Origin of the sequence: Enterobacter sp. LU1, from assembly GCF_008271405.2 — a bacterium.
Lineage (GTDB): Bacteria > Pseudomonadota > Gammaproteobacteria > Enterobacterales > Enterobacteriaceae > Enterobacter > Enterobacter hormaechei_C.
The window spans coordinates 2,506,372-2,531,624 of record NZ_CP043438.2; the positions used below are offsets into that span (position 1 = coordinate 2,506,372).

Genomic DNA, 25,253 nt, shown 5'->3' on the forward strand with positions numbered 1-25,253 from the left:
CGTGCCCAACGATGTTTAACAGGTAGTCATCATGGAAATGGATCTGAACAATCGCCTGACCGAAGACGAAACGCTCGAACAGGCCTACGATATTTTTCTCGAGCTGGCGGTCGATAATCTCGACCCTGCTGACGTCATTCTTTTCAACCTGCAATTTGAAGAGCGTGGCGGTGCTGAGCTGTTCGATCCGGCTGAAGACTGGGCCGAACATGTCGATTTTGATCTCAACCCGGACTTCTTCGCCGAGGTGGTGATTGGCCTGGCAGATGAAGACGGCGGAGAAATTAACGACATCTTTGCCCGCGTCCTGCTGTGCCGCGAGAAAGATCACAAACTGTGCCATATTCTCTGGCGCGAATAATAAAAAAGGCTGCCCGCGCAGCCTTTTTTATTTAATCCGGTAAGGCATTTCCACAGCGGTGACAAAACCGCGCGCCGGGTTCATGATTCCCCTGCTGACAATTCGGACATTTGCGTTGCTGCTTGCTGTTCTGGAAGGCGCTACTCATATGGGTGGTAATTAACCCCGTCGGAATCGCTATCACCGAATAGCCGATCAGGATAAGAACCGATGCCACAATACGTCCGAGCGGCGTATGCGGGGTAATATCACCATAGCCCACGGTGGTCACCGTGACGATAGCCCAGTAAACAGACGCATTAAGCGTGGTAAACCCGTATTTCGGCCCTTCGATTAAATACATCAGGGAGCCAAAAACGATCATCACGATAGCAATAAACGAATAGAAGAGAATCAGCTGGTGGCGGGCGCTGACAATGGCAACCCAAAAAACCCGCAGCGACGGCATAAAGCGCAGCAGTTTGAGAATCCGTAACACACGAATCGCCCGCATTGCACGCCAGGCAAACACATAATTCAGGCTGATCTCAGGCCACAGCCACATGACATACAGCGGCAGGATGGTGGCTAAATCAATAAATCCCCAGAAGCTGAAAACGTATTTCGCCGGATTTGGCCAGCTAATGACCCTCAGCACATATTCCGCAGTAAACACCAGCGTGACAATCAATTCCAGCCAGACGAAAACGTGCCACTCCTCATACGTCATGTGGTACTGCGTTCCGGCGCCGGATTCGATAAAGATAATAATGACGCTAATCAGCGCAAATAAACCACACAGACCTTCGAAGCGGCGACCGGAAACCGTTTCAGGATCAAATAAAAGGTGATACAGCCGCTGACGGGCCGACGTGAATAATCGCGACACATTAACCTCGAAAAATAAGGGCTGACATCATGTCAGCCCTTGCGATTATAACGGGTCTACTTTCAGGCAGGAAACCGCATGTCGGAAACTGCCCTCCAGAACCGGCCGTGTTTTTGCACATTCCGGCCCGGCTATTGGGCATCGCGTACGGAATACGCAGCCTGAAGGCGGGTTGATTGGCGAAGGCAGTTCACCTTCCAGAAGCTGAATGGTTTTATTTTTTTCCAGATCGGGGTCCGGAACGGGAACCGCAGACATCAGCGCTTTGGTATAAGGGTGCAGAGGATTGTGGTACACCTCATCATACGTGCCCAGCTCCACGGCGTGGCCCAGATACATGACCAGCACACGGTCCGAAATGTGTTTTACCACCGCCAGATCGTGGGCGATGAAGATCAGCGACAGCCCCATTTCCCGTTGCAGTTTCTGTAGCAGGTTAACCACCTGGGCCTGGATGGAAACGTCCAGCGCCGAAACCGGCTCATCACAGATAATCAGTTTTGGTTCAAGGATCAACGCGCGTGCGATACCGATACGCTGGCACTGACCGCCGGAAAACTCGTGTGGGTAGCGGTTGATGAGGTTAGGCAGCAGACCCACCTTGAGCATCATCGCTTTCACCCGATCGCGAATTTCCTGGCGCGGCATCTTCGGATGATAGGTGCGCAGCGGCTCGGCAATGATTTCGCCAATGGTCATACGCGGGTTCAGGGACGCAAGTGGATCCTGGAAAATCATCTGGATGTCGCTGCGCACGTCGCGCCATTCATCCGGCTTCATCCCCAGCAGATCTTTGCCAAGCCAGGCCACTTTCCCGTCGGTGGCCTTCACCAGGCCGATGATCGCACGCGCAAACGTCGATTTGCCGCAGCCGGATTCGCCTACCACGCCCAGGGTCTCGCCTTCGTACAGGCGTAGCGTGACGCCATCCACCGCTTTCAGGGTTTTGGCTGGCTGCCAGAACCACTGTTTACCGTCTTTGATATCGAAATGGACCTTCAGGTCAGCGATTTCGAGCAGCACATTTCTTTTTTCGTCGATCGCGTTCATACCAGCTCCTCCAGCGGCTTAAAGCAGGCGCGCAGACGGCCTGGGGCAAACGCTTCCAGCTGCGGTGCGCTGTTACAGATTTCCATCGCATGCGGACAACGCGGCTGGAACGGGCAGCCTTTTGGCAGACGCAGCAGGTTTGGCGGGTTACCCGGGATAGTCAGCAGCGACTCCCCTTCCGCATCAAGACGCGGAACGGCATTCAACAGCCCGATAGAGTACGGATGGGCTGGCTGGTAGAACACATCGCGAGCATTACCGTATTCCATCGTGCGGCCTGCATACATGACTAACACTTTGTCGCAGATCCCGGCAACGACGCCTAAATCGTGGGTGATCATGATGATGGCGGTATTGAACTCGCGCTTCAGCTCGTTCAGCAACGTCATGATCTGCGCCTGGACGGTCACGTCCAGAGCGGTGGTCGGTTCATCAGCGATCAGCAGTTTTGGTCGGCAAAGCAATGCCATCGCGATCATGACGCGCTGGCGCATACCGCCGGAGAACTCGTGTGGATACATGCGCATGCGCTTGCGTGCTTCAGGCATTTTCACCGCATCCAGCATTTTGACGGACTCTTCAAACGCTTCGGCTTTGCCCAGCCCCTTGTGGAGCATCAGCACTTCCATCAGCTGTTCACCCACCCGCATATAGGGGTTCAGGGACGTCATCGGGTCCTGGAAAATCATTGAAATCTGCTCGGCGCGCAGCCTGTTCAGCTCATGTTCCGGCAAATTCAGGATCTCTTTCCCGTTAAACGTCGCCGAACCACCGATCACGCCGTTTGACGCCAGCAGGCCCATCAGCGCGAATGCGGTCTGGGATTTACCGGAACCGGATTCGCCCACAATGCCCAGCGTTTCACCGGCACGCAGGTCGAAGTTGAGATCGTTAACGGCAGTAACATCACCGTCGGGGGTTTTAAACGTCACGCGGAGGTCTTTAACGTCCAGCAGTGCGCTGGTCCGCTGTTGCGCCTGTGGCGCGGTTGCCGTTTCAATAATGGTCATGACGGCGCTCCTTAACGGTCTTTCGGGTCGAGGGCATCACGCAGGCCATCGCCGATAAAGTTGAAACAGAACAGGGTGACGACCAGGAAGCCCGCCGGATACAGCAGTAACCACGGTGACACTTCCATGGAGTTTGCGCCATCACTTAACAGAGCGCCCCAGCTACTCAACGGCTCTTGCGTACCTAATCCCAGGAAGCTCAGGAAAGATTCAAACAGGATCATACTTGGCACCAGCAGGGAGGCGTACACCACCACCACGCCCAGCACGTTAGGAACGATATGACGCACCACAATATTGGCGGTAGAAACGCCGCCAACCTGTGCGGCTTCGATAAACTCCTTACGTTTGAGGCTCAGCGTCTGGCCGCGCACAATACGCGCCATATCCAGCCAGGACACCATCCCGATCGCCACGAAGATCAGCAGGATATTTTGACCAAAGAAGGTCACCAGCAGAATGACGAAGAACATGAACGGGAAGGAGTTCAGGATTTCTAGCAGACGCATCATCACGGAGTCCACTTTCCCGCCGAGGTAACCGGAAAGCGAGCCGTAAAGGGTGCCGACGATCACCGCCACCAGCGCCGCCGCGATGCCAACCATCAGGGAGATACGGCCGCCAATCGCTACACGTACCAGCAAATCACGCCCGGAGGAGTCGGTGCCGAAATAGTGCCCGGATTCCATATCCGGCGCGCTGGACATCATGCCCCAGTCCGTATCGAAATAGGTGAACTGAGAGAGCATTGGTGCCAGGGTTACGAACAGCGCGATAAGCACCAGCACGACCAGGCTAGCAACGGCGGCACGGTTATGCATAAAACGACGGCGGGCGTCCTGCCAAAGGCTACGACCTTCGACCTCCAGCTTTTCACTGAAGTTTTCCAGCGCCTCGCTGTTTTTCTTACTCAACATCATGGCGTGCTCCAGTTAGTAACGGATTTTCGGGTCGATAACGGCATACAGCACATCGACAACGGCATTAAACAGAATGGTCAGCGCGCCCACGAGGATCGTCAGGCTCAGCACCAGCGAATAGTCACGGTTAAGCGCCCCGTTAACAAACAGCTGCCCGATGCCCGGCAGACCATAAATGGTTTCAATCACCATTGAACCCGTGATAATGCCGACGAAAGCCGGACCCATATAGGAGAGTACCGGTAACAGTGCAGGCTTGAGGGCATGACGGAAAATAATCCGGCGCATCGGCAGCCCTTTCGCACGGGCGGTACGGATGAAGTTCGAGTGCAGGACTTCAATCATTGAACCGCGAGTAATACGGGCGATGCTGGCGATGTAGGCCAGAGATAATGCCACCATCGGCAATATCATGAACTTCAGCGCCCCGCCGTTCCAGCCGCCCCCGGGAAGCCATTTCAGGGTTATGGCGAATATCATGACCAGCAACGGCGCGACAACGAAGCTGGGGATAACCACCCCGGTCATTGCGACCCCCATTACGGCGTAATCCCATCGGGTATTTTGTTTTAGCGCAGCGATAACGCCCGCAGTGACACCGAGAACAACGGCCAGGATAAATGCAGCAGCCCCTAATTTAGCCGATACCGGGAAGCTGGACGCCACCAGGTCGTTAACGGAATAGTCTTTATATTTAAATGACGGACCAAAATCACCGTGTGCAAGCTGCTTCAGATAGTTGAAGTACTGCGTGGTGATAGGATCGTTTAAATGGTATTTCGCTTCGATGTTGGCCATAACTTCTGGCGGAAGCGTGCGTTCACCGGTAAAAGGACTGCCCGGTGCAAGACGCATCATGAAGAAGGAAATTGTAATTAGAATAAATAACGTTGGAATCGCTTCAAGACAGCGACGCAGGATAAATTTCAACATTGCCCGTACCTTCTGGCGTGTGCCTGATGAATGTTACAAAATAGACACAGTGGGGCAAGCTCGCTCGCCCCACGTATTGCCATTAATGCTTGATAATATAAAGATTCTTAACGGAAATATTATCCAACGGGTCTTTACCGGTATAACCCCCTACCCATGGTTTCACCAGGCGGGCGTTAACGTAGTAGTAAACCGGAACGATCGCAGAGTCTTTATCGAGCTGTTGTTCTGATTTCGCGTACAGATCGGCGCGCTGGGCGTCATCTGCCACCTTCAGGGTTTCGCCAATCAGCTTATCAAACGCCGGGCTCTTATAGTGTGCGGTGTTGTTCGAACTGTCGCTCAGCATGGTGTTCAGGAATGAGGTCGGTTCGTTATAGTCCGCACACCATCCTGCACGTGCCACGTCAAAGGTTCCCTGGTGGCGCGTATCGAGGAAGGTTTTCCATTCCTGGTTTTCCAGCTTCACGTTCACGCCGAGGTTTTTCTTCCAGATTGACGCGACGGCAATAGCCAGCTTTTTATGCAGATCGGAGGTGTTGTACAACAGGCTAAAGGTCAGCGGCTTGTCGGCGGTATAGCCAGCTTCAGCCAGCAGTTTTTTCGCTTCTTCGTTACGTTTTTCCTGGGACCATTTGAACCATTCAGGTTCAACCAGCTTCATACCGTCGGTGTAAGGCGGGGTGTAGCTGTAAGCCGGCAGGTCGCCCTGATTCTTCACTTTATTCACGATAATGTCGCGATCCAGAGCCAGCTTTAGTGCGGTACGAACTCGTACGTCGGTGAACGGTGCTTTCTGGTTGTTAATTTCGTAATAGTAGGTGCACAGATACGGATCGACGTGAACTTCTTTAGGGATCTCTTTTTTCAGCTTCTGGAACAGTTCAATCGGCATATTGTTATAGGTCATGTCGATTTCACCGCTGCGGTAGCGGTTTACGTCCGTCACTTCAGAAGAGATTGGCAGGTAGGTGACCTGATTGATAACGGTCTTCGCATTATCCCAATACTGCGGGTTACGCTCCAGCACCATACGTTCGTTAACGACCCAGTCCTTCAGCTTATATGCACCGTTGGTCACGATATTCGCAGGCTGCGTCCATTTTTCACCAAATTTTTCTACTGCGGATTTTGGTACCGGGGAGACGGACGGGTGAACCAGCAGCTTATAGAAGTACGGAACAGGTTCGCTCAACGTCACTTCAAAGGTGTTGGCATCGATGGCTTTTACGCCCAGGTCGGTAACTGGCTTTTTACCCGTGATGATGTCATCGATATTGGCAATATGGCCATACTGGAGGTAACTCGCATACGGGGAGGCGGTATTCGGATCCGCCAGACGCTGCCAGCTATAGACGAAATCTTCGGCGGTAACCGGCGTACCGTCGGACCATTTCGCATCTTTACGCAGATGGAAGGTCCAGACTTTAAAATCTTTGTTGTCCCATTTTTCCGCCACGCCCGGAGCCGGGTGGCCGTCTACGTCAGTCACCAGCAGACCTTCAAACAGATCGCGGTTAACGTTAGACTCTGGAACACCTTCAATTTTGTGCGGATCAAGAGACTGCACTTCCGCACCGTTATTACGTACCAGCGTTTGCTTCTCAGCCAGCTGAACACCAGCAGGAACGTCCGCAGCCATTGCAGCGTTGCCCGCGATTAGCGCAGTTAAAATCCCCGCCGCTACCAGACTTTTTTTTGTGATGATGGACATTGTGTTGATACTCCACTCATTATAATGACTGACCTTCGCCAGTTGTGTAATCCCCTGTTGGGGCCTGTACAGCGCAGGAGTTTTTTTTGCTACTGTCAGGTTCTTTTTTTACTTCTTGCTATCACCGACTTCATTATTACTGACCGCTCGTACGGCGGTCTTGCGTCGATTCTTTACACCTCTCCCCTGTCAGAGAGATGCGTTGGATATCTTATGTGAGGGCTACATGAAAATAGTTCTCATCAACTTGTTTAATGCTGCAAAATATAAGGCCGGAAAGTACCAAATGGTGCCAACTCTCGCCAATACATTTTGCAAATTTGTTAAGCATTTCTCTTTTACGATGGCTGGCATAACTATGGCGCCAACCCTGGCTTACGCCGAAACCAACAAAAAGAGATTAAATTCATATGGATAAGAAATTTTGTTGCTACAAACGCGACGACAAAGCTTAGCTGAACGATTTTTCACGATAATTTAACAATTGATTATTATTTAGCACATTCGTCTGAGTCAGCGTCGAAATTACTAATATCATTTCGGTTATCTGTCAGCAAGCCCCAGAGTATCATGTGAGTAAAATAACAGAGGGTTTGAGGGATTTATGCGCGGCAAGGGGAAATGAAAATAAACAACCCCTTGAAAAACAACAGAAGAGGATTATTAGTAGAACTTATTATGACTGGCGCCTATTTCAACTTTATTTATATGATTTGCAGATAATCACGTAAAAAAAACGGAGCCGCTGGCTCCGCTCTTTCAAATGAAAGTCAGTGTACTAACCCGGGGAATATACTTTTAATACCGGTAACGATAAATTCGATGCCCAACGCCATTAACAACAGACCCATGATACGAGTAATCACGTTGATGCCCGTTTGTCCCAGCAAGCGAACCAGCCATGGCGCCATACGAAATACACCCCAGCAGCACAGCGCGAACAGCGCAATAGCGACGGAAAAGCCAATCAGGTGCATCAGGCTGTGGTAGCGCGTTCCCCAGACAATAGTGGAACTGATCGCCCCCGGGCCCGCCATCAGCGGCAGTGCCAGTGGCACGACCCCGATGCTCTCGCGGATAGCTGTCTCTGATTTTTCCTGCTTGTTCTGTTTATCCTCCCCCAGCTTGCCGCTGATCATCGACATGGCAATCGTCACCACCAGGATCCCGCCTGCTATACGGAACGAATCAATCGAGATGCCGAAGACCTGAAGAATGGCGTCCCCGAGATAAAGAGAGGTAAGTAGGATGATCGCCACCGACAGGTTTGCCGTCAGGTTGGTTTTATTTCGTGCCGCAGCCGTCTGATAGCTGGTCATACTAATGAAGACAGGGATGATCCCTACCGGGTTAACCAGAGCAAACAAGCCGATAAAAAACTTGAAATATGTAGGGAAATCAAAGAGCGTTTGAATCACATTAAGCTCCGCAATTGAGCATGGCCAGGGAGAAACTGCGTGTCATGATAAATCCGCGCTGAAGATACGCTTTTTAGCCGCATACTTCACCAGAAATCTGTTCTTAAACGTTATCAATTCATGATGTTAAACATTTGTGTAATCAATGATATCGCTGCTTCCAATAGTTACTTAATTATTTAACAGTAGAATAATTAGCACAAAATAACCCTGCTGAAAGGTATCAGCTTAGGACAAAATTGATCTCGATCATAATTTTCGTACTCAGAAGTGAGTAATCTTGGTTACGCCGCCAGGGAGATCACCTATCAAAAAGGTATGATGCTAAGGTAAGGCTCTTTTAGTAAATTAGTGAGCTGGAGCAGTGAGTAATCCTTTGTTTTACTGTGTGTTACGCAAGTGGGATCGGCTCTGACTATACTGTCAGACGTATCGAGCGCTGGTTTACTAAAAGAGTTTAAACATTATCAGGAGAGCATTATGGCTGTTACCAATATCGCTGAACTGAACGCCCTCGTCGAGCGCGTAAAAAAAGCCCAGCGTGAATATGCCAATTTCACCCAAGAACAGGTTGATAAAATCTTCCGCGCGGCCGCTCTGGCTGCTGCTGATGCTCGAATCCCTCTCGCTAAAATGGCCGTTGCCGAATCCGGCATGGGTATCGTTGAAGATAAAGTGATCAAAAACCACTTTGCTTCAGAGTATATCTACAACGCCTATAAAGATGAGAAAACCTGCGGTGTGCTGTCAGAAGACGATACTTTCGGCACCATCACCATCGCAGAACCGATCGGCATCATTTGCGGTATCGTTCCAACCACTAACCCAACCTCTACCGCCATCTTCAAATCTCTCATCAGTCTGAAGACACGTAACGCAATCATTTTCTCCCCGCATCCACGTGCGAAGGACGCCACCAACAAAGCAGCAGATATCGTGCTTCAGGCTGCCATTGCGGCGGGTGCGCCAAAAGATCTCATCGGCTGGATCGACCAACCTTCTGTTGAACTGTCCAACGCCCTGATGCATCACCCGGACATTAACCTGATTCTGGCGACCGGTGGTCCTGGTATGGTTAAAGCAGCGTACAGCTCCGGTAAACCAGCCATCGGCGTAGGCGCAGGTAATACCCCTGTGGTGATCGACGAAACGGCTGATATCAAGCGTGCTGTTGCCTCTGTGCTGATGTCTAAAACCTTCGATAACGGCGTTATCTGTGCATCTGAACAGTCTGTTGTCGTGGTTGATTCGGTATACGACGCCGTTCGTGAACGTTTCGCCAGCCACGGCGGCTACCTGTTGCAAGGTAAAGAACTGAAAGCCGTTCAGGACGTGATTCTGAAAAATGGTGCGCTGAACGCGGCTATCGTAGGTCAGCCTGCGTATAAAATCGCTGAGCTCGCTGGCTTTAGCGTCCCTGCTACCACCAAGATTCTGATTGGTGAAGTGAAAGTCGTTGATGAAAGTGAGCCGTTTGCTCACGAGAAACTCTCCCCGACGCTGGCAATGTACCGTGCGAAAGATTTCGATGACGCGGTAGATAAAGCAGAGAAGCTGGTGGCGATGGGCGGTATCGGCCACACCTCTTGCCTGTACACCGACCAGGATAACCAGCCTGAGCGTGTTGCTTACTTCGGTCAGAAGATGAAGACGGCACGTATCCTGATCAACACCCCTGCTTCTCAGGGTGGTATCGGTGACCTGTACAACTTCAAACTCGCACCTTCCCTGACTCTGGGTTGTGGTTCATGGGGTGGTAACTCCATCTCTGAAAACGTTGGTCCAAAACACCTGATCAACAAGAAAACCGTTGCTAAGCGAGCTGAAAACATGTTGTGGCACAAACTTCCGAAATCTATCTACTTCCGCCGCGGCTCTCTGCCAATCGCGCTGGATGAAGTGATTACTGATGGCCACAAACGTGCGCTCATCGTGACCGACCGTTTCCTGTTCAACAATGGCTATGCAGACCAGATCACCTCTGTTCTGAAAGCGGCTGGCGTCGAAACTGAAGTCTTCTTTGAAGTTGAAGCTGACCCAACCCTGAGCGTTGTACGTAAAGGCGCTGAACTGGCGAACTCCTTCAAACCTGATGTGATCATCGCACTGGGTGGCGGTTCCCCAATGGACGCCGCGAAAATTATGTGGGTGATGTACGAGCATCCGGAAACTCACTTCGAAGAACTGGCGCTGCGCTTTATGGATATCCGTAAACGTATCTACAAGTTCCCGAAAATGGGCGTGAAAGCGAAAATGATCGCCGTCACCACCACTTCCGGTACCGGTTCAGAAGTGACGCCATTTGCCGTTGTGACTGATGACGCAACTGGTCAGAAATACCCGCTGGCTGACTACGCACTGACGCCAGATATGGCTATCGTTGACGCCAACCTGGTCATGGAAATGCCGAAATCACTGTGTGCGTTCGGTGGTCTGGATGCGGTAACTCACGCTCTGGAAGCTTACGTTTCCGTACTGGCTTCTGAGTTCTCTGACGGTCAGGCTTTGCAGGCGCTGAAACTGCTGAAAGAAAACCTGCCAGCTTCTTACAACGAAGGTTCGAAAAACCCTGTTGCGCGTGAACGTGTACACAGTGCGGCAACCATCGCGGGCATTGCGTTTGCTAACGCCTTCCTGGGTGTCTGTCACTCCATGGCGCACAAACTGGGTTCACAGTTCCACATTCCTCACGGTCTGGCGAACGCCCTGTTGATCAGCAACGTTATCCGCTATAACGCCAACGACAACCCAACCAAGCAGACTGCATTCAGCCAGTACGACCGCCCACAGGCGCGCCGTCGTTATGCTGAAATCGCAGATCACCTGGGTCTGAGCGCACCGGGCGACCGTACTGCCGCGAAGATCGAGAAACTGCTGGCATGGCTGGAGAGCCTGAAGGCTGAACTGGGTATTCCTAAATCTATCCGCGAAGCAGGCGTTCAGGAAGCTGACTTCCTCGCTCACGTAGATAAGCTGTCTGAAGATGCATTCGATGACCAGTGTACTGGTGCTAACCCGCGCTACCCACTGATTTCCGAACTGAAACAGATCCTGCTGGATACTTATTACGGTCGTAACTTCACTGAAAGCGATGTCGCTGCCGTAAAAGTTGAAATCCCCGCAGTTGTAAAGGCTGACAAGAAAGCGAAGAAAAATGCTTGATTGACAGTATGATAAAAAAACCCGCCGCTGGCGGGTTTTTTTATATCTGAGGATACGTAAAACATTCTTATTATTTTCGATTGTCGCCCTGTAACGCCGTCAGCGAGCCTACAGCCAGCGCCTCTTTATAATGCTTGCGGCAGACCGAGACATAACGTTCATTGCCTCCTATCACCACCTGCTCGCCATCAGCATAGGGTTTACCCGACTGGTCCAGGCGAAGAACCATACTTGCCTTGCGGCCACAAAAGCAGATTGTTTTCAGCTCAACCAGCTTATCCGACCAGGCGAGCAGATACTGACTGCCGGCAAATAACTCCCCACGAAAATCGGTACGTAATCCATAGCAAAGAACGGGAATATCCAGCTCATCAACGACCTCTGAAAGTGCATGGACCTGCTCTCGGGTCAGGAACTGGCTTTCATCTACCAGCACGCAATGGACAGGCTTAGAGGCATGCTCGGCACGAATGTCCTCCAGCAGGTCCGTTTCAGGGTTAAACAGCCTTGCAGGCGACGAGAGCCCTATTCTTGAGCTCACCTTCCCTGCCCCAAAGCGATCGTCGATTTCGGCGGTATAAACAACGGTACGCATCCCCCGCTCCTGATAATTGTATGAGGATTGCAGTAACGCCGTCGATTTCCCTGCATTCATTGCCGAATAGTAGAAATAAAGTTGTGCCATTGGCCGAAGAACCCTAATCAATGTGTAATATTCCCGATGGATCATTGTACCATATTTTGTACCGTCATCAGCGGCGGGCTGCGCTCTCCAGCCTGCCATGCATCAGTAAATCCTTCGCGAATAGCGCAAAATAATGCGTTAAAACAGGCAGTAAAGGCATTAAACACTGACAATAAGGTGAGTCCGCAACCAGAGATAACACTTCTTTTTATAGTGTCTTCTTCGTTCATTAAAATTCACTATTTATTAACTATTCTTGTCTTCGCTGCGCTTACTCGGGGTAATACAAAAGGCTGATATTTATCAATCGCAACTATAATTCCTGAGGTAAAAGTCACAAAACATACACGCAAATGACGCGCTTTTGCCGTTTGAAACGATATCTCACAGACCCAACAAACAATGAAATTTAAGTTAGCGTAATTAATAATAGCGTCGTTTATTTTGTATTTTTTGAATTCCTTACATTCCCACCTATTGCACAAGTGAAATTAAGGCTCTATTATTAGGACAACAAACCCACCCCCATTATAAGTTTGAGATTACTACAATGAGCGAAGCACTTAAAATTCTGAACAACATCCGTACTCTTCGTGCGCAGGCAAGAGAATGTACCCTTGAGACGCTTGAAGAAATGCTCGAAAAATTAGAAGTTGTAGTTAACGAACGTCGTGAAGAAGAAAGCGCTGCTGCGGCTGAAATCGAAGAACGTACACGTAAACTGCAACAGTATCGTGAAATGCTGATTGCCGATGGTATCGATCCAAACGAATTGCTGAACAGCATGGCTGCGGCTAAAACCGGTACCAAAGCAAAACGCGCGGCACGTCCTGCTAAATATAGCTACATCGATGAGAACGGCGAAGAGAAAACCTGGACCGGCCAGGGCCGTACTCCTGCTGTAATCAAGAAAGCAATGGACGAACAAGGTAAACAACTGGATGACTTCCTGATCAAGGATTAATCTGGAAAGATTCTGAAAAATCCCGCTTAATGCGGGATTTTTTATGCCTGTAATATTCGCCCGAACATCTCCTTACATTCTGTCATATTGTGAGGCTCCCTATTTAACGTCCTTGACAATCCCCCGCCAATTACGGAGCGACAGGCATAAAAAAACCGGTGGACATCGCTCCACCGGTCTTGTTCACTGGGCTGTGAGTTTATTACTTAATACCCACGCTACCTTTGAGCCAGGCTTTAAATTCTTCACCCAGGCTGTTATGGCGAATACCATATTCGACGAATGCCTGCATATAACCGAGCTTATTCCCGCAGTCATGGCTCTTACCTTTCATATGGTAGGCTTCCACGGTCTCTTTCTCGATCAGCATATCGATAGCATCCGTCAGCTGGATTTCATCGCCCGCACCCGGAGGCGTTTTCGCCAGCAGAGCCCAAATTTCAGCACTCAGTACGTAACGACCAACGACAGCAAGGTTAGACGGCGCGACGTCCGCTTTAGGTTTTTCAACAACGCCAACCATCGGTACGCTTTCGCCAGGTTGCAGGTCAACGCCTTTGCAGTCAACCACGCCGTAAGCGGTTACGTCGTCGACTGGCTCAACCATAATCTGGCTGCTGCCGGTTTCGTCGAAGCGTTTAATCATTTCCGCCAGGTTTTCCTGGGAAAGATCGGACTCGTACTCATCAAGAATCACGTCAGGCAGAATAACCGCGACCGGCTCATCACCCACTACCGGGTGTGCACACAATACTGCGTGCCCCAGGCCTTTCGCCAGGCCCTGACGAACCTGCATAATGGTAACGTGTGGAGGGCAAATAGACTGCACTTCCTCCAGCAGCTGGCGCTTAACGCGTTTTTCCAGCATTGCTTCGAGTTCGAAACTGGTATCGAAATGGTTTTCGATAGAGTTTTTAGATGAATGCGTCACCAGCACAATTTCGGTGATACCTGCTGCAATACATTCATTCACGACATACTGGATTAATGGCTTATCAACCAGAGGCAGCATCTCTTTTGGGATTGCCTTCGTCGCTGGCAACATCCTGGTACCCAATCCCGCCACCGGGATAACGGCCTTTCTGACTTTCGAATTAAGGGCAGCCATTGAAATTCTCCTGAACTGTTCAAGTTTTGAACTTTTATGCATTGAATAACGCGTTGAGTATACAGTCTCAGCCACTAATACGGGTCTGAAAAGAACGCGTTGCCGATCAATTAAGACAAATACGCATGAAACTTGCAGCGATAGTAGCACTGCCAGCAAAAACACAGGTAAAGCAATCTGAAAAATAAAATCTGACTGCTTACTCCGTGGACAACATTAAGCGTAACCGCCCTCCGGCACCCCAAATTTGGCACTGCCAGGAGGTGCAGCGATGGCTAATTTGATTAAGGTAAGTATTTCCCAGCGTACCCAACGGCACGCCGTTACTCACCTGAATATGGTGTTCGCCAGTATTCAGCGTGGCATTTAAACCCGCAGAGACCAGAATAAGGTTATTCAACCCGCTGTGATAATAGCCAACCAGAAGCGGGAACTGCCCCGGCAAATTGGCCTGGCGAAAAAGTTGGTTGACCTGTTTTAGTAAACTGCCTAACTCAGGAAGTCGTTGCCCCTGATGGGATAATTGTTCCTGTAGCAATCCATTAAACAGCGCACGGAGTAATAAGGCCGCCAGAACGCCGTTATCTCCCGCCCGGGTAACATCCAGGCAATAAAAAGCGAGGTCGGAATCTGATAGCGGCGCAATATCCAGCACCAGTCCAGGCTGGTCAGCCGCTACCAGCTGGCGATAATTTACTCTGCAATGAGAGATATTTTGCTGCACCGGCGGCTGAAGTTCCTGAAGCAGCTTCGCGGCCGCGAGCGGATTACTGACTAAAGCATCCCAGTCCTGGAAAAGACGTTCTTCTTCTTCCACCCGGGAATTAAACATATTGGGATACAGGCAGGCCAACACCGTTTCACGCAGACGGTTCAAATCTTTAACCGGTTTGAGCAGAATATCCTGCACACCTAAACGCAACGCCTTAGCAATATCCGCCATATTTTCGGTTGCCGAGATCACCAGTATCGGTGTCTGATAACCTTCATTACGCAGGTTTTCCACCAGCATTAATCCGTCCATGCGCGGCATTTCAAGGTCGCAGATCATCAGATCAGGCGCCATGCTGGCCATTTTTTCCAGTGCCTCGACGCCATCTTCGGCAAGGGACGTGGTTGCACCCAGTGAGGATAACCACGAATCCAGTAGCGATCGGAAAACGGGCTCGTCTTCTACTATCAAAATATGTTTTCCGGCCAATGGCTGTGTCATGGTTCCTCCCCTGGCTGACAGTTACTCAATAGTGGCATGCTATTGGTACTATCGCCTGTCAGATTTTGCTGAAGTAATCAAAAAAGTGCTCAACGTGCTGTACGCACAAAAGGCAACAGTTCATCTATTTTCTTTTCGACGGCTAACGAGCCCGCTGCTATGGCGGCCTCAGCCCGGTGGAAATCAAGGGTAGAGATTTGTGGACAATAGGGTTGAATAAGAATATCCGGAGGATCGCCAGCCATACGGTTTCGCTTCAGGCGATTCTCAAGGATTTGAATAGAGGTCGTCATGATTTCAATGGCGTTCGGCGCGGTCACCGCGCGACGGGCGGTCAGGCGCCCTATTCTGCCGCGTAATCGCGCATGCCAGGCAAGTTTCTCTTCTTCCGCGTCATCGCTCTGAAGATTAACCGGCATCAAATCTTGCTGCATAAGGTGTGCGTCGTGCTGTAAATCCACGGCAATAACGATATCCGCCCCCATGGCGCGGGTCAGAGAGATGGGTACAGGATTCACTACGCCCCCATCAACGAGCCAGTAGCCGTTGTGAGGCACAGGCGCCATTAACCCCGGCATGCTACAGGATGCGCGAACGGCGAGATGTATATCCCCTTCGGTGAGCCATAACTCCCTGCCCGTACTGAGGTTGGTTGCAACGGCACCGAAAGGCATTTGGCAGTGGCTGAAGTCAGCGAGGGGCATTATCTTACGAAACTGATTGAACACGCGTTCGCCGCGCAGCAGGCCGCCACGCTGCCAGGAGAGATCCATCAGGCGCAGCACATCCCAGTAACTGAAGGAGCGCACCCAGCTTTCAAGCTCCGGGAGCTTACCGCAGGCGTACGCGGATCCGACCAGCGACCCGATTGAACATCCTGCGACAATATCAACGTCAATCCCCATCTGGTTTAAGGTATTGATAACGCCAATATGTGACCAACCCCGGGCTGCACCTGAGCCCAACGCCAGTCCAATTTTTACCTTTCTCATTAGCCCTGTTTTACTTCCCCTGGATTCCCGACATAGCGTCAACGCACCTGCTCAGTTAACATATTGCTACCTTAAGCGTTTAACGCCTTATTTTTTGTTCCAGGAAGAGAATCGTGTCTCAACTCTGCCCCTGTGGTAGCGCTCTGGAGTATAGCCTATGTTGCCAGCGATATCTTTCTGGCGAGCAGGTTGCACCAGAGCCGTCACACCTTATGCGCTCGCGGTATACTGCTTTTGTGATCAAAAACGCAGACTACCTGATTAAAACCTGGCATCCGTCCTGCCATGCTGCCGATTTTCGCCAAGAGATTGAAGCCGGATTTGCCAACACCGTCTGGCTGGGCCTCACCGTCTTTGAAGCCGCTCCCGGCCGCGATGCCAACGAGGGCTATGTCAGTTTTGTCGCCCGCTTTAGCGAACAAAACAAACCCGGCGCCATCATTGAACGCTCACGGTTCTTAAAGGACAGCGGGCAATGGTATTATATTGACGGCACACGTCCGCAATTCGGTCGTAACGATCCCTGCCCCTGTGGTTCAGGAAAAAAATTTAAAAAGTGTTGCGGCAGTAATGCCTGACAACTCAGACTTCGCAAATACATAAACAGGATTTCCCGGCGATGCAATCATTACAACGTAAAGTTCTGCGCACTATCTGTCCCGATCAAAAAGGGCTGATCGCACGAATTACCAACATTTGCTACAAGCATGAACTGAATATCGTGCAGAACAACGAGTTCGTTGACCACCGTACCGGTCGCTTCTTTATGCGTACCGAACTGGAAGGCATTTTCAACGACACAACCCTGCTTGCCGATCTGGACAGCGCCCTGCCGGAAGGCTCGGTGCGCGAGCTGAACCCGGCGGGCCGTCGCCGCATTGTCATTCTGGTCACCAAAGAGGCGCACTGCCTGGGCGATCTGCTGATGAAAGCCAACTACGGTGGCCTGGACGTCGAAATTGCCGCCGTCATTGGCAACCACGAGACGCTGCGTACGCTGGTTGAACGTTTTGACATTCCGTTTGAACTGGTCAGTCACGAAGGCCATACCCGTGAAGAGCACGACAACCTGATGGCAGCTGCGATTGAAGCGCATAGCCCGGACTACGTGGTGCTGGCGAAATATATGCGCGTGCTGACGCCATCCTTCGTGGCGCGTTTCCCGAACAAGATTATCAACATCCACCACTCCTTCCTGCCAGCCTTTATTGGCGCGCGTCCGTATCACCAGGCATACGAGCGTGGGGTGAAGATCATTGGCGCAACCGCGCACTACGTGAATGACAATCTGGACGAAGGTCCAATCATCATGCAGGACGTGATTCACGTGGATCACACCTACACGGCAGAAGATATGATGCGTGCTGGCCGTGACGTTGAGAAGAACGTACTGAGCCGTGCACTGTATCAGGTACTTGCCCAGCGCGTCTTTGTGTACGGCAACAGAACGATTATTCTTTAATCCTTCGGAAAATGAATTGATTAGCTTTACGCCTTTACGGATAAAAAGCAGGCAAACAGCTTCATTTCCTTAAAGGAATGCTTTACAGGGGCGTCTCATTTGATATGATGCGCCCCGCTTCCAACAGGAAGCAGGCCAGTTAAAAGCATTACCCCGTGGTGGGGTTCCCGAGCGGCCAAAGGGAGCAGACTGTAAATCTGCCGTCATCGACTTCGAAGGTTCGAATCCTTCCCCCACCACCATCTCCAGCTTTACCTCAAAATATGAATTACCCCTGGTGGGGTTCCCGAGCGGCCAAAGGGAGCAGACTGTAAATCTGCCGTCATCGACTTCGAAGGTTCGAATCCTTCCCCCACCACCATCACTTCCAGATTCTTAAGCACTCATTCAAGCACAATGCATCATATTTCTCGATGCCGGGAGTAATCTTTCCCTGCCTGTTTTCCCCGGTGGCGCTTCGCTTACCGGAGCTACAAATAGGGTCTGTAGGCCGGGTAAGGCGCAGCCGCCACCCGGCATCCGCACGCCCCCCTGGATCGGGGACAAAAAAAACCCCGCAAATGCGGGGTTGTATTAATACAGCGAATCAGCGACGGGCACGCACAACCTGATATTTGCGCGTCAGGTACTCCACCGGCGCACTCCAGATGTGCACCAGGCGAGAGAACGGGAACAGCACAAACAGGGTCATACCCAGCACCAGGTGAACGCGGAAGATAAACGCCACGCCGTCCAGATGCTCAGAAGCGCCCCCGCGGAAGGTCACGACAGACTGCGCCCATCCCACCAGCTTCATCATCTCGCTGCCGTCCATATGCTGCGCAGAGAATGGAATGGTCAGCAGACCAAGCGCACACTGCACCATCAGCAGGGAGAGGATCAGGATGTCCGCTCCGGTCGTGGTAGCCCGCACGCGTGGGCTGAACAGACGGCGTTTCAGCAGCAACAGACCACCCACTAGGGTCATCACGCCGCAGGCGCCGCCGGCAATCATCGCCATCTTCTGCTTCACGTCAATCGGCAGCCACGCTTCGTACATCCAGTGCGGGGTCAGCATCCCCAGGAAGTGACCGGCGAAAATCCCCAAAATCCCGATGTGGAACAGGTTTGACGCCAGGTTCATCCCTTTACGATCCAGCATCTGGCTGGAGGCAGCACGCCAGGTGTACTGGCCATAGTCATAACGCAGCCAGCTTCCCACCAGGAATACGGTGCCCGCGATATACGGGTAAATGTCAAAGAAGAACATATTCAGGAAGTGCATTAGTGCTGTCCTCCGTTAGAGATATTCAAATATTGCGGAGCCACCGCTCCGGCAAAACGACGCTGATGCGCGGAGATTTCAGATTCGCCACAGCTCTGGTCAGCAAAGAATTTCACCTGCTCTTCTTCCCAGACGGCATCCAGTGCTTGTGGGGTATCGTCACGGGCTTCATCCGCAATTTTTTCCGCCACTTTTTGACTGTCAACCGAGGCGTTAGCCAGTTTCACCAGCAGATCGAACAGGACTGCATAGCTGCTCTCACGTTGCTGGAGACGCGCGCCGAGCAACGCCAGAATGGGAGCAATGTCCTGCAACCCGCCCAGCGCTTCCTCTTTCGGCAACTGCGCCAGATATTCCAGATACAGCGGCAGGTGATCCGGCAGCTCGCGGCTGTCGAGTTGCAAACCGTGCTGCTCGTACTGGGCCATCAGATCCACCATCGCCTGACCACGGTCGCGGGATTCACCGTGAACGTGTTCGAACAGCAGCAGAGACGTGGCACGGCCCCGGTCAAACAGCTGGCTGTAGTCCGCCTGCGCATCAAGAAGATCGCGTGCCAGTAGATCGCGGAGGAAAACGCCCAGCTTCTGGGCATCCACTTTATCCAGGTTTTCAGATGACGCGAGTGCATCAAAGAGTTCCTGTTGATGCTGCACAAGTGCAGCATCAGGGTACTCGAGCAGACGCGAAACAATGACGAGTTCAATCATTGGTGCGGCTCCGTTTTGCTGGTCACATCCATCGCGTCAATGCGGCGGCTGTTGAACAGGTTGAATTTGCTGTCTGACCCGTGGCAACCGTCGCCAAACGTAAAGCCACACCCACTTTTCTCCGGGAAGGCCTCGCGAGCCAGTTCACGGTGGCTGCTCGGCACCACGAAACGATCTTCGTAGTTAGCGATTGCCAGATAGCGGTACATCTCCTGCGCCTGCGCCTCGGTCAGACCAACCTCCTCCAGCGCGCGGGTATCGTTAACGCCGTCAACGGTTTCCGCACGTTTGAAGTGACGCATCGCCAGCATACGTTTCAGCGCCAGCAGTACCGGCTGGGTATCCCCTGCGGTGAGCAGGTTGGCCAGATACTGAACCGGGATACGCAGGCTTTCCACGTCCGGCAGAATGCCGTTGCTGCCCAGTTCACCCGCGTCCGCCGCAGACTGAATCGGAGACAGTGGCGGCACGTACCAGACCATCGGCAGCGTGCGGTATTCCGGGTGCAGCGGCAGGGCCAGCTTCCAGTCCATCGCCATTTTGTACACCGGGGACTGCTGTGCGGCGTCAATCACGCTCTGCGGAATACCGTCTTTCAGCGCCTGCTCAATAACCTTCGGATCGTTTGGATCGAGGAAGACGTCCAGCTGACGCTGATACAGATCTTTCTCGTTCTCGGTGCTTGCAGCATTTTCAATCGCGTCCGCGTCGTACAGCAGCACGCCGAGGTAGCGGATACGACCTACGCAGCTCTCTGAGCAGACGGTCGGCATACCGGCTTCGATACGCGGGTAGCAGAAGATGCACTTCTCAGACTTACCGCTCTTCCAGTTGAAGTAGATTTTTTTGTACGGGCAGCCGGTGATGCACATACGCCAGCCGCGGCACTTGTCCTGGTCGATCAGCACAATGCCATCTTCTTCACGCTTGTAGATGGCGCCGCTTGGGCAGGTCGCCACGCACGCCGGGTTAAGGCAGTGTTCGCACAGGCGCGGCAAGTACATCATGAAGGTGTTTTCGAACTGGCCGTACATCGCCTTCTGCATGTTCTCGAAGTTCTGGTCTTTGGCGCGTTTTTCGAACTCGCCGCCCAGAATCTCTTCCCAGTTTGGACCGCTGGTAATTTTGTCCATGCGCTGGCCGGTGATCAGCGAGCGAGGACGGGCGATCGGCTGGTGTTTGCTTTCCGGCGCGTTGTGCAGGTTCTGGTAGTCGTAATCAAACGGCTCGTAGTAATCATCAATGCCCGGCAGATGCGGGTTAGCGAAGATTTTTCCCAGCAACATGGCACGGTTACCCATGCGCGGTTGCAGTTTGCCGTTGATTTTACGGATCCAGCCGCCCTTCCACTTCTCCTGGTTTTCCCAGTCGGTCGGGAAGCCGGTGCCCGGCTTACTTTCCACGTTGTTGAACCAGGCGTACTCCATACCTTCACGGCTGGTCCAGACGTTTTTACAGGTGACTGAGCAGGTATGACAGCCGATGCATTTATCCAGATTCAGCACCATGCCGACTTGTGAACGAATTTTCATTTTACGCTCTCCTGTACCTGGTCATTACCTTCGCCATCTAACCAGTTAATATTCTTCATCTTACGTACCACCACGAACTCATCGCGGTTCGATCCTACGGTGCCGTAGTAGTTAAAGCCGTAGGCCAGCTGGGCATAACCACCGATCATGTGGGTCGGCTTCGGCGTAATACGGGTCACGGAGTTGTGAATACCGCCGCGCTGCTCGGTGATCTCAGACCCCGGCAGGTTAACGATACGTTCCTGCGCGTGGTACATCATGGTCATCCCGGCCGGTACACGCTGGCTCACCACCGCACGTGCCGTCAGGGCACCGTTGCTGTTGAACACTTCGATCCAGTCGTTATCTTCGATACCCAGATCTTTGGCGTCCGCTTCGCTCATCCAGACGATTGGCCCCCCGCGCGACAGCGTCAGCATCAGCAGGTTGTCGCTGTAGGTGGAGTGGATACCCCACTTCTGGTGCGGCGTCAGGAAGTTCAGCGCCTTCTCAGGGTTACCGTTCGATTTCGCGCCCATCACCGCTTTCACGGAGCGGGTGTCGATTGGCGGACGGTAAACCAGCAGGCTTTCACCGAAGTCACGCATCCACTGGTGATCCTGATACAGAGACTGACGGCCAGAAAGCGTGCGCCATGGGATCAGCTCGTGAACATTGGTGTATCCGGCGTTATAGGATACATGTTCATCTTCGAGGCCAGACCAGGTCGGGCTGGAGATAATCTTGCGCGGCTGGGCCTGAATATCGCGGAAGCGGATTTTCTCTTCCTCTTTATTCTTCGCCAGGTGCGTGTGGTCACGACCGGTAAACTCGCTCAGGGCCGCCCAGGCTTTCACCGCCACGTGGCCGTTGGTTTCCGGGGCCAGGGTCAGGATCATCTCTGCCGCATCAATTGCCGTGTTCAGCATCGGCTGGCCTTTCGCCGGGCCGTCTGCTTTGGTGTAATTGAGCTTGCGCAGCAGATCCATTTCGCTCTGGGTGTTCCAGGCGATGCCTTTACCGCCGTTACCGATCTTCTCCATCAGCGGGCCGATAGAGGTAAAGCGTTCGTAAGTTGCCGGGTAATCACGTTCAACCGGAATAATGTGCGGCGCGGTTACGCCCGGGATCAGGTCGCACTCGCCTTTTTTCCAGTCCTTCACGTCCAGCGGCTGAGCCAGTTCGGCAGCGGAGTCGTGCTGGATTGGCAGCGTCACCACGTCGGTCTCTTTGCCCAGGTGCCCTACACAGACTTCAGAGAATTTCTTCGCGATGTCTTTGTAAATTTCCCAGTCGCTTTTTGATTCCCACGCCGGATCAACGGCCGCAGACAGCGGATGAATAAACGGATGCATATCCGACGTATTCATGTCGTCTTTTTCGTACCAGGTGGCAGTAGGCAGCACGATGTCGGAGTACAGGCAGGTACTGGACAGACGGAAGTCCAGCGTCACCACCAGATCCAGCTTGCCGTCGAGACCGTTGTCTTTCCACTCCACTTCTTCCGGCTTCACGCCGCCCTGCTTGCCGAGATCTTTACCCTGAATACCGTTTTCGGTACCGAGCAGGTATTTCAGCATGTACTCGTGGCCTTTACCGGAAGAACCCAGCAGGTTAGAGCGCCAGATGAACAGGTTACGCGGATGGTTTTTACCGTTCTCCGGCTGTTCTGCCGCGAAGCGGATTGAGCCGTCTTTGAGGGATTTAACGGTGTAGTCCACCGGTGACATGCCCGCCTGCTTCGCCGCTTCCGCAATACGCAGCGGGTTCGTACCCAGCTGCGGCGCAGACGGCAGCCAGCCCATACGCTCAGCGCGCACGTTGAAGTCAATCAGGTGGCCGCTGTAGCGGGATTTATCCGCCATCGGCGACAGCAGTTCCTGGGCGGTAACCGTCTCGTAGCGCCACTGGCTGGAGTGGTTATAGAAGTAGGAGGTGCTGTTCATGTGACGAGCCGGACGCTGCCAGTCAAGGGCAAACGCCAGCGGTTGCCAGCCGGTCTGCGGACGCAGTTTTTCCTGGCCCACGTAGTGCGCCCAGCCGCCGCCGCTCTGCCCGACGCAGCCGCAGAAGATCAGCATGTTGATCAGCCCGCGATAGTTCATATCGAGGTGATACCAGTGGTTCAGACCGGCACCGACGATGATCATGGAGCGACCGTGGGTTTTGTCGGCGTTTTCCGCAAATTCGCGGGCGATACGGGTGATCTGGGCGCGTGGCACACCGGTGATCTGCTCCGCCCAGGCTGGGGTATAAGCCTTCACGTCATCATAGCTGGTCGCGCAGTTTTCGTCGTTCAGGCCGCGCTCCAGGCCGTAGTTAGCCATGGTCAGATCGTAGACGGTAGTGACCAGAGCAGTAGAACCGTCCGCCAGTTGCAGGCGCTTCACCGGCAGCTTGTGCATCAGAACGTTTTGCAACTCAACCTTGTTGAAGTGCTCGGAACCTTCACCACCAAAGTACGGGAAGCCGACATCGGCGATCTCGTCCTGGCTGCCCAGCATGCTGAGACGCAGCTCCGTCTCCTCACCCGTGGTGCCGTTACGCTGCTCCAGGTTCCATTTGCCTTTTTCGCCCCAGCGGAAGCCGATAGAACCGTTTGGCGCCACCAGCTCGCCGTTGCTGTTGCAGGCGACCGTTTTCCACTCTGGGTTGTTTTCCTGACCCAGCGCGTCCACCAGATCCGCGGCACGCAGCATACGGCCTGCGGCGTAATAGCCGTCACGCTCTTCGAGCATCACCAGCATTGGCATGTCGGTGTAGCGACGCACGTAATCGGTGAAATACTGGCTTGGCTTGTCGAGGTGGAATTCACGCAGCATGACGTGGCCCATCGCCAGCGCCATTGCGGCATCGGTACCCTGTTTCGGCGCCAGCCACAGGTCGCACAGTTTGGCGATTTCGGCGTAGTCCGGGGTCACGGCGACGGTTTTGGTCCCTTTGTAACGTACTTCGGTAAAGAAGTGCGCATCCGGGGTACGGGTCTGCGGAACGTTAGAGCCCCAGGCGATGATGTAGCTGGAGTTATACCAGTCGGCGGACTCCGGCACGTCGGTCTGCTCACCCCAGGTCTGTGGTGACGCTGGCGGCAGGTCGCAGTACCAGTCGTAGAAGCTCAGGCAGGTACCACCGATGAGTGACAGGTAGCGCGCGCCGGAGGCGTAAGAGACCATCGACATCGCCGGGATTGGCGAGAAGCCTGCCACACGGTCAGGACCGTAGGTTTTCACGGTGTAGACGTTGGAAGCCGCAATCAGCTCGTTCACCTCTTTCCAGGAAGAACGAACGAAACCACCGCGACCACGCGCCTGTTTGAAGCTTTTCGCTTTGTCGGCATCTTCAATAATGGAGGCCCAGGCATCAACCGGATCGCTGTGCTGCACTTTCGCTTCACGCCACATTTTCATCAGGCGTTTACGCATCAGCGGGTATTTCAGACGGTTGGCGCTGTAGAGATACCAGGAGTAGCTGGCCCCACGCGGGCAGCCGCGCGGCTCGTGGTTCGGCATATCCGGACGGGTACGCGGATAATCGGTCTGCTGCATTTCCCAGGTCACCAGACCGTTTTTAACGAAAATCTTCCAGCTACATGAGCCAGTGCAGTTTACGCCGTGGGTAGAACGGACAACTTTGTCATGCTGCCAGCGTTGACGGTAACCGTCTTCCCAGTCCCGGTTGGTATCCAGAACCTGGCCGTGCCCATCGGCAAAAGTTTCACCCTTCTGTTTGAAGTAGCGAAACCGGTCCAAAAATTTGCTCATCGGGTATCTCCTGTGTGGAGCCTGTGGCTCTCTAAATCGACATTGCTGATTTGCAGCGAAGGTAACGCTATGAAAGATGGTGAGAATTGATAACGATCAAGACGAAGGGGGACTCTGAGGGGGGGGTATTAGATCAAATACCACCAA

The 25,253-nt window shown here is 52.7% G+C and carries 21 protein-coding genes and 2 tRNA genes; 7 read left to right on the top strand and 16 right to left on the bottom strand.

Translation table 11 applies throughout. The features are described from left to right. The first annotated feature begins 31 nt into the window (after window positions 1–31). Window positions 32–361 (top strand): HI1450 family dsDNA-mimic protein, encoded by a 330-nt coding sequence (locus FZF21_RS12095; RefSeq protein WP_003856748.1) that lies wholly within the window; start codon window positions 32–34, stop codon window positions 359–361. Between the two features lie 31 nt (window positions 362–392). Here FZF21_RS12095 and FZF21_RS12100 read toward each other — a convergent pair whose 3' ends face one another. The 7 genes from FZF21_RS12100 to FZF21_RS12130 form a co-directional block, all read right to left on the bottom strand. Further along, window positions 393–1,229, bottom strand: coding sequence for an ion transporter (locus tag FZF21_RS12100; RefSeq protein WP_003856745.1), 837 nt, complete (start codon window positions 1,227–1,229; stop codon window positions 393–395). 45 nt (window positions 1,230–1,274) lie between these two features. Beyond that, the gene (gene oppF / locus FZF21_RS12105; RefSeq protein ID WP_017384233.1) at window positions 1,275–2,279 is read right to left on the bottom strand and encodes a murein tripeptide/oligopeptide ABC transporter ATP-binding protein OppF; all 1,005 of its coding nucleotides are present in this window, start codon (window positions 2,277–2,279) and stop codon (window positions 1,275–1,277) included. Continuing rightward, the gene (locus FZF21_RS12110) at window positions 2,276–3,289 is read right to left on the bottom strand and encodes an ABC transporter ATP-binding protein (RefSeq protein WP_063945909.1); all 1,014 of its coding nucleotides are present in this window, start codon (window positions 3,287–3,289) and stop codon (window positions 2,276–2,278) included. Before FZF21_RS12110 ends, oppF begins: the two co-directional genes overlap by 4 nt. Window positions 3,290–3,300: 11 nt before the next feature. After that, on the bottom strand, window positions 3,301–4,209 hold the full coding sequence (oppC, locus tag FZF21_RS12115) for an oligopeptide ABC transporter permease OppC (protein ID WP_003856740.1): 909 nt from the start codon (window positions 4,207–4,209) through the stop codon (window positions 3,301–3,303). Window positions 4,210–4,221: 12 nt separating this feature from the next. Beyond that, window positions 4,222–5,142 (bottom strand): oligopeptide ABC transporter permease OppB, encoded by a 921-nt coding sequence (oppB, locus tag FZF21_RS12120; RefSeq protein WP_003856738.1) that lies wholly within the window; start codon window positions 5,140–5,142, stop codon window positions 4,222–4,224. An 82-nt stretch (window positions 5,143–5,224) separates the two neighbouring features. Then, window positions 5,225–6,856 (bottom strand): oligopeptide ABC transporter substrate-binding protein OppA, encoded by a 1,632-nt coding sequence (gene oppA / locus FZF21_RS12125; RefSeq protein WP_003856736.1) that lies wholly within the window; start codon window positions 6,854–6,856, stop codon window positions 5,225–5,227. A 770-nt stretch (window positions 6,857–7,626) separates the two neighbouring features. Further along, window positions 7,627–8,274, bottom strand: coding sequence for a YchE family NAAT transporter (locus FZF21_RS12130; protein WP_017384236.1), 648 nt, complete (start codon window positions 8,272–8,274; stop codon window positions 7,627–7,629). 480 nt (window positions 8,275–8,754) lie between these two features. Between FZF21_RS12130 and adhE the strand changes: the two genes are divergently transcribed. Continuing rightward, window positions 8,755–11,436 carry a bifunctional acetaldehyde-CoA/alcohol dehydrogenase gene (adhE, locus tag FZF21_RS12135; RefSeq protein WP_032103375.1) on the top strand — a complete coding sequence of 894 codons (2,682 nt, stop codon included), beginning with the start codon at window positions 8,755–8,757 and terminating at the stop codon, window positions 11,434–11,436. Window positions 11,437–11,506: 70 nt separating this feature from the next. On the opposite strand, the gene tdk is transcribed toward adhE, so the two are convergent. Then, window positions 11,507–12,121 carry a thymidine kinase gene (gene tdk, locus FZF21_RS12140; RefSeq protein ID WP_003856726.1) on the bottom strand — a complete coding sequence of 205 codons (615 nt, stop codon included), beginning with the start codon at window positions 12,119–12,121 and terminating at the stop codon, window positions 11,507–11,509. Between the two features lie 41 nt (window positions 12,122–12,162). Next, entirely contained in the window at window positions 12,163–12,351 is a 189-nt protein-coding gene (locus FZF21_RS12145; protein WP_123912598.1) for a hypothetical protein, read from the bottom strand. Window positions 12,352–12,671: 320 nt separating this feature from the next. On the opposite strand from FZF21_RS12145, the gene hns reads away from it, so the two are divergent. After that, window positions 12,672–13,085: a histone-like nucleoid-structuring protein H-NS gene (gene hns, locus FZF21_RS12150; protein WP_003856724.1), complete on the top strand. Its 414-nt coding sequence runs from the start codon at window positions 12,672–12,674 to the stop codon at window positions 13,083–13,085. 202 nt (window positions 13,086–13,287) lie between these two features. On the opposite strand, the gene galU is transcribed toward hns, so the two are convergent. The 3 genes from galU to rssA form a co-directional block, all read right to left on the bottom strand. After that, complete coding sequence (gene galU / locus FZF21_RS12155; protein ID WP_003856723.1) at window positions 13,288–14,193, bottom strand: UTP--glucose-1-phosphate uridylyltransferase GalU; 906 nt, start codon at window positions 14,191–14,193, stop codon at window positions 13,288–13,290. A gap of 199 nt (window positions 14,194–14,392) precedes the next feature. Next, a complete protein-coding gene (gene rssB, locus FZF21_RS12160; RefSeq protein ID WP_003856721.1) occupies window positions 14,393–15,406 on the bottom strand; it encodes a two-component system response regulator RssB in 1,014 nt (337 codons plus the stop codon). Between the two features lie 89 nt (window positions 15,407–15,495). After that, complete coding sequence (gene rssA / locus FZF21_RS12165) at window positions 15,496–16,398, bottom strand: patatin-like phospholipase RssA (RefSeq protein ID WP_017384239.1); 903 nt, start codon at window positions 16,396–16,398, stop codon at window positions 15,496–15,498. A 113-nt stretch (window positions 16,399–16,511) separates the two neighbouring features. Here rssA and FZF21_RS12170 point away from each other — a divergent pair, with 113 nt between their 5' ends. From FZF21_RS12170 to FZF21_RS12185, 4 genes are all read left to right on the top strand, one after another. Continuing rightward, on the top strand, window positions 16,512–16,976 hold the full coding sequence (locus tag FZF21_RS12170; RefSeq protein ID WP_026094296.1) for a YchJ family protein: 465 nt from the start codon (window positions 16,512–16,514) through the stop codon (window positions 16,974–16,976). Between the two features lie 41 nt (window positions 16,977–17,017). Continuing rightward, a complete protein-coding gene (gene purU, locus FZF21_RS12175; protein WP_047738689.1) occupies window positions 17,018–17,860 on the top strand; it encodes a formyltetrahydrofolate deformylase in 843 nt (280 codons plus the stop codon). 157 nt (window positions 17,861–18,017) lie between these two features. Further along, window positions 18,018–18,102: transfer RNA gene (locus FZF21_RS12180), tRNA-Tyr, on the top strand. A gap of 34 nt (window positions 18,103–18,136) precedes the next feature. Further along, window positions 18,137–18,221 (top strand) — tRNA-Tyr (locus FZF21_RS12185). Between the two features lie 225 nt (window positions 18,222–18,446). On the opposite strand, the gene narI is transcribed toward FZF21_RS12185, so the two are convergent. The 4 genes from narI to FZF21_RS12205 are packed head-to-tail and all read right to left on the bottom strand — an operon-like array spanning window position 18,447 to window position 25,106. Next, a complete protein-coding gene (gene narI, locus FZF21_RS12190; protein WP_017384241.1) occupies window positions 18,447–19,124 on the bottom strand; it encodes a respiratory nitrate reductase subunit gamma in 678 nt (225 codons plus the stop codon). Continuing rightward, window positions 19,124–19,834 (bottom strand): nitrate reductase molybdenum cofactor assembly chaperone, encoded by a 711-nt coding sequence (narJ, locus tag FZF21_RS12195; protein WP_023296754.1) that lies wholly within the window; start codon window positions 19,832–19,834, stop codon window positions 19,124–19,126. The genes narI and narJ overlap by 1 nt, the downstream gene beginning before the upstream one ends. Further along, on the bottom strand, window positions 19,831–21,366 hold the full coding sequence (narH, locus tag FZF21_RS12200; protein WP_017384243.1) for a nitrate reductase subunit beta: 1,536 nt from the start codon (window positions 21,364–21,366) through the stop codon (window positions 19,831–19,833). Before narH ends, narJ begins: the two co-directional genes overlap by 4 nt. Further along, window positions 21,363–25,106 (bottom strand): nitrate reductase subunit alpha, encoded by a 3,744-nt coding sequence (locus tag FZF21_RS12205; protein WP_032669675.1) that lies wholly within the window; start codon window positions 25,104–25,106, stop codon window positions 21,363–21,365. Before FZF21_RS12205 ends, narH begins: the two co-directional genes overlap by 4 nt. Window positions 25,107–25,253: the final 147 nt, after the last annotated feature.

What these genes read in the sequence shown, in the direction of transcription:
- FZF21_RS12095 (WP_003856748.1), top strand. Translation starts at nt 32, where the DNA reads ATGGAAATGGATCTGAACAATCGCCTGACCGAAGACGAAACGCTCGAA.
- oppF (WP_017384233.1), bottom strand. Translation starts at nt 2,279, where the DNA reads ATGAACGCGATCGACGAAAAAAGAAATGTGCTGCTCGAAATCGCTGAC.
- FZF21_RS12110 (WP_063945909.1), bottom strand. Translation starts at nt 3,289, where the DNA reads ATGACCATTATTGAAACGGCAACCGCGCCACAGGCGCAACAGCGGACC.
- oppC (WP_003856740.1), bottom strand. Translation starts at nt 4,209, where the DNA reads ATGATGTTGAGTAAGAAAAACAGCGAGGCGCTGGAAAACTTCAGTGAA.
- oppB (WP_003856738.1), bottom strand. Translation starts at nt 5,142, where the DNA reads ATGTTGAAATTTATCCTGCGTCGCTGTCTTGAAGCGATTCCAACGTTA.
- oppA (WP_003856736.1), bottom strand. Translation starts at nt 6,856, where the DNA reads ATGTCCATCATCACAAAAAAAAGTCTGGTAGCGGCGGGGATTTTAACT.
- adhE (WP_032103375.1), top strand. Translation starts at nt 8,755, where the DNA reads ATGGCTGTTACCAATATCGCTGAACTGAACGCCCTCGTCGAGCGCGTA.
- tdk (WP_003856726.1), bottom strand. Translation starts at nt 12,121, where the DNA reads ATGGCACAACTTTATTTCTACTATTCGGCAATGAATGCAGGGAAATCG.
- FZF21_RS12145 (WP_123912598.1), bottom strand. Translation starts at nt 12,351, where the DNA reads ATGAACGAAGAAGACACTATAAAAAGAAGTGTTATCTCTGGTTGCGGA.
- hns (WP_003856724.1), top strand. Translation starts at nt 12,672, where the DNA reads ATGAGCGAAGCACTTAAAATTCTGAACAACATCCGTACTCTTCGTGCG.
- galU (WP_003856723.1), bottom strand. Translation starts at nt 14,193, where the DNA reads ATGGCTGCCCTTAATTCGAAAGTCAGAAAGGCCGTTATCCCGGTGGCG.
- rssB (WP_003856721.1), bottom strand. Translation starts at nt 15,406, where the DNA reads ATGACACAGCCATTGGCCGGAAAACATATTTTGATAGTAGAAGACGAG.
- rssA (WP_017384239.1), bottom strand. Translation starts at nt 16,398, where the DNA reads ATGAGAAAGGTAAAAATTGGACTGGCGTTGGGCTCAGGTGCAGCCCGG.
- purU (WP_047738689.1), top strand. Translation starts at nt 17,018, where the DNA reads ATGCAATCATTACAACGTAAAGTTCTGCGCACTATCTGTCCCGATCAA.
- narI (WP_017384241.1), bottom strand. Translation starts at nt 19,124, where the DNA reads ATGCACTTCCTGAATATGTTCTTCTTTGACATTTACCCGTATATCGCG.
- narJ (WP_023296754.1), bottom strand. Translation starts at nt 19,834, where the DNA reads ATGATTGAACTCGTCATTGTTTCGCGTCTGCTCGAGTACCCTGATGCT.
- narH (WP_017384243.1), bottom strand. Translation starts at nt 21,366, where the DNA reads ATGAAAATTCGTTCACAAGTCGGCATGGTGCTGAATCTGGATAAATGC.
- FZF21_RS12205 (WP_032669675.1), bottom strand. Translation starts at nt 25,106, where the DNA reads ATGAGCAAATTTTTGGACCGGTTTCGCTACTTCAAACAGAAGGGTGAA.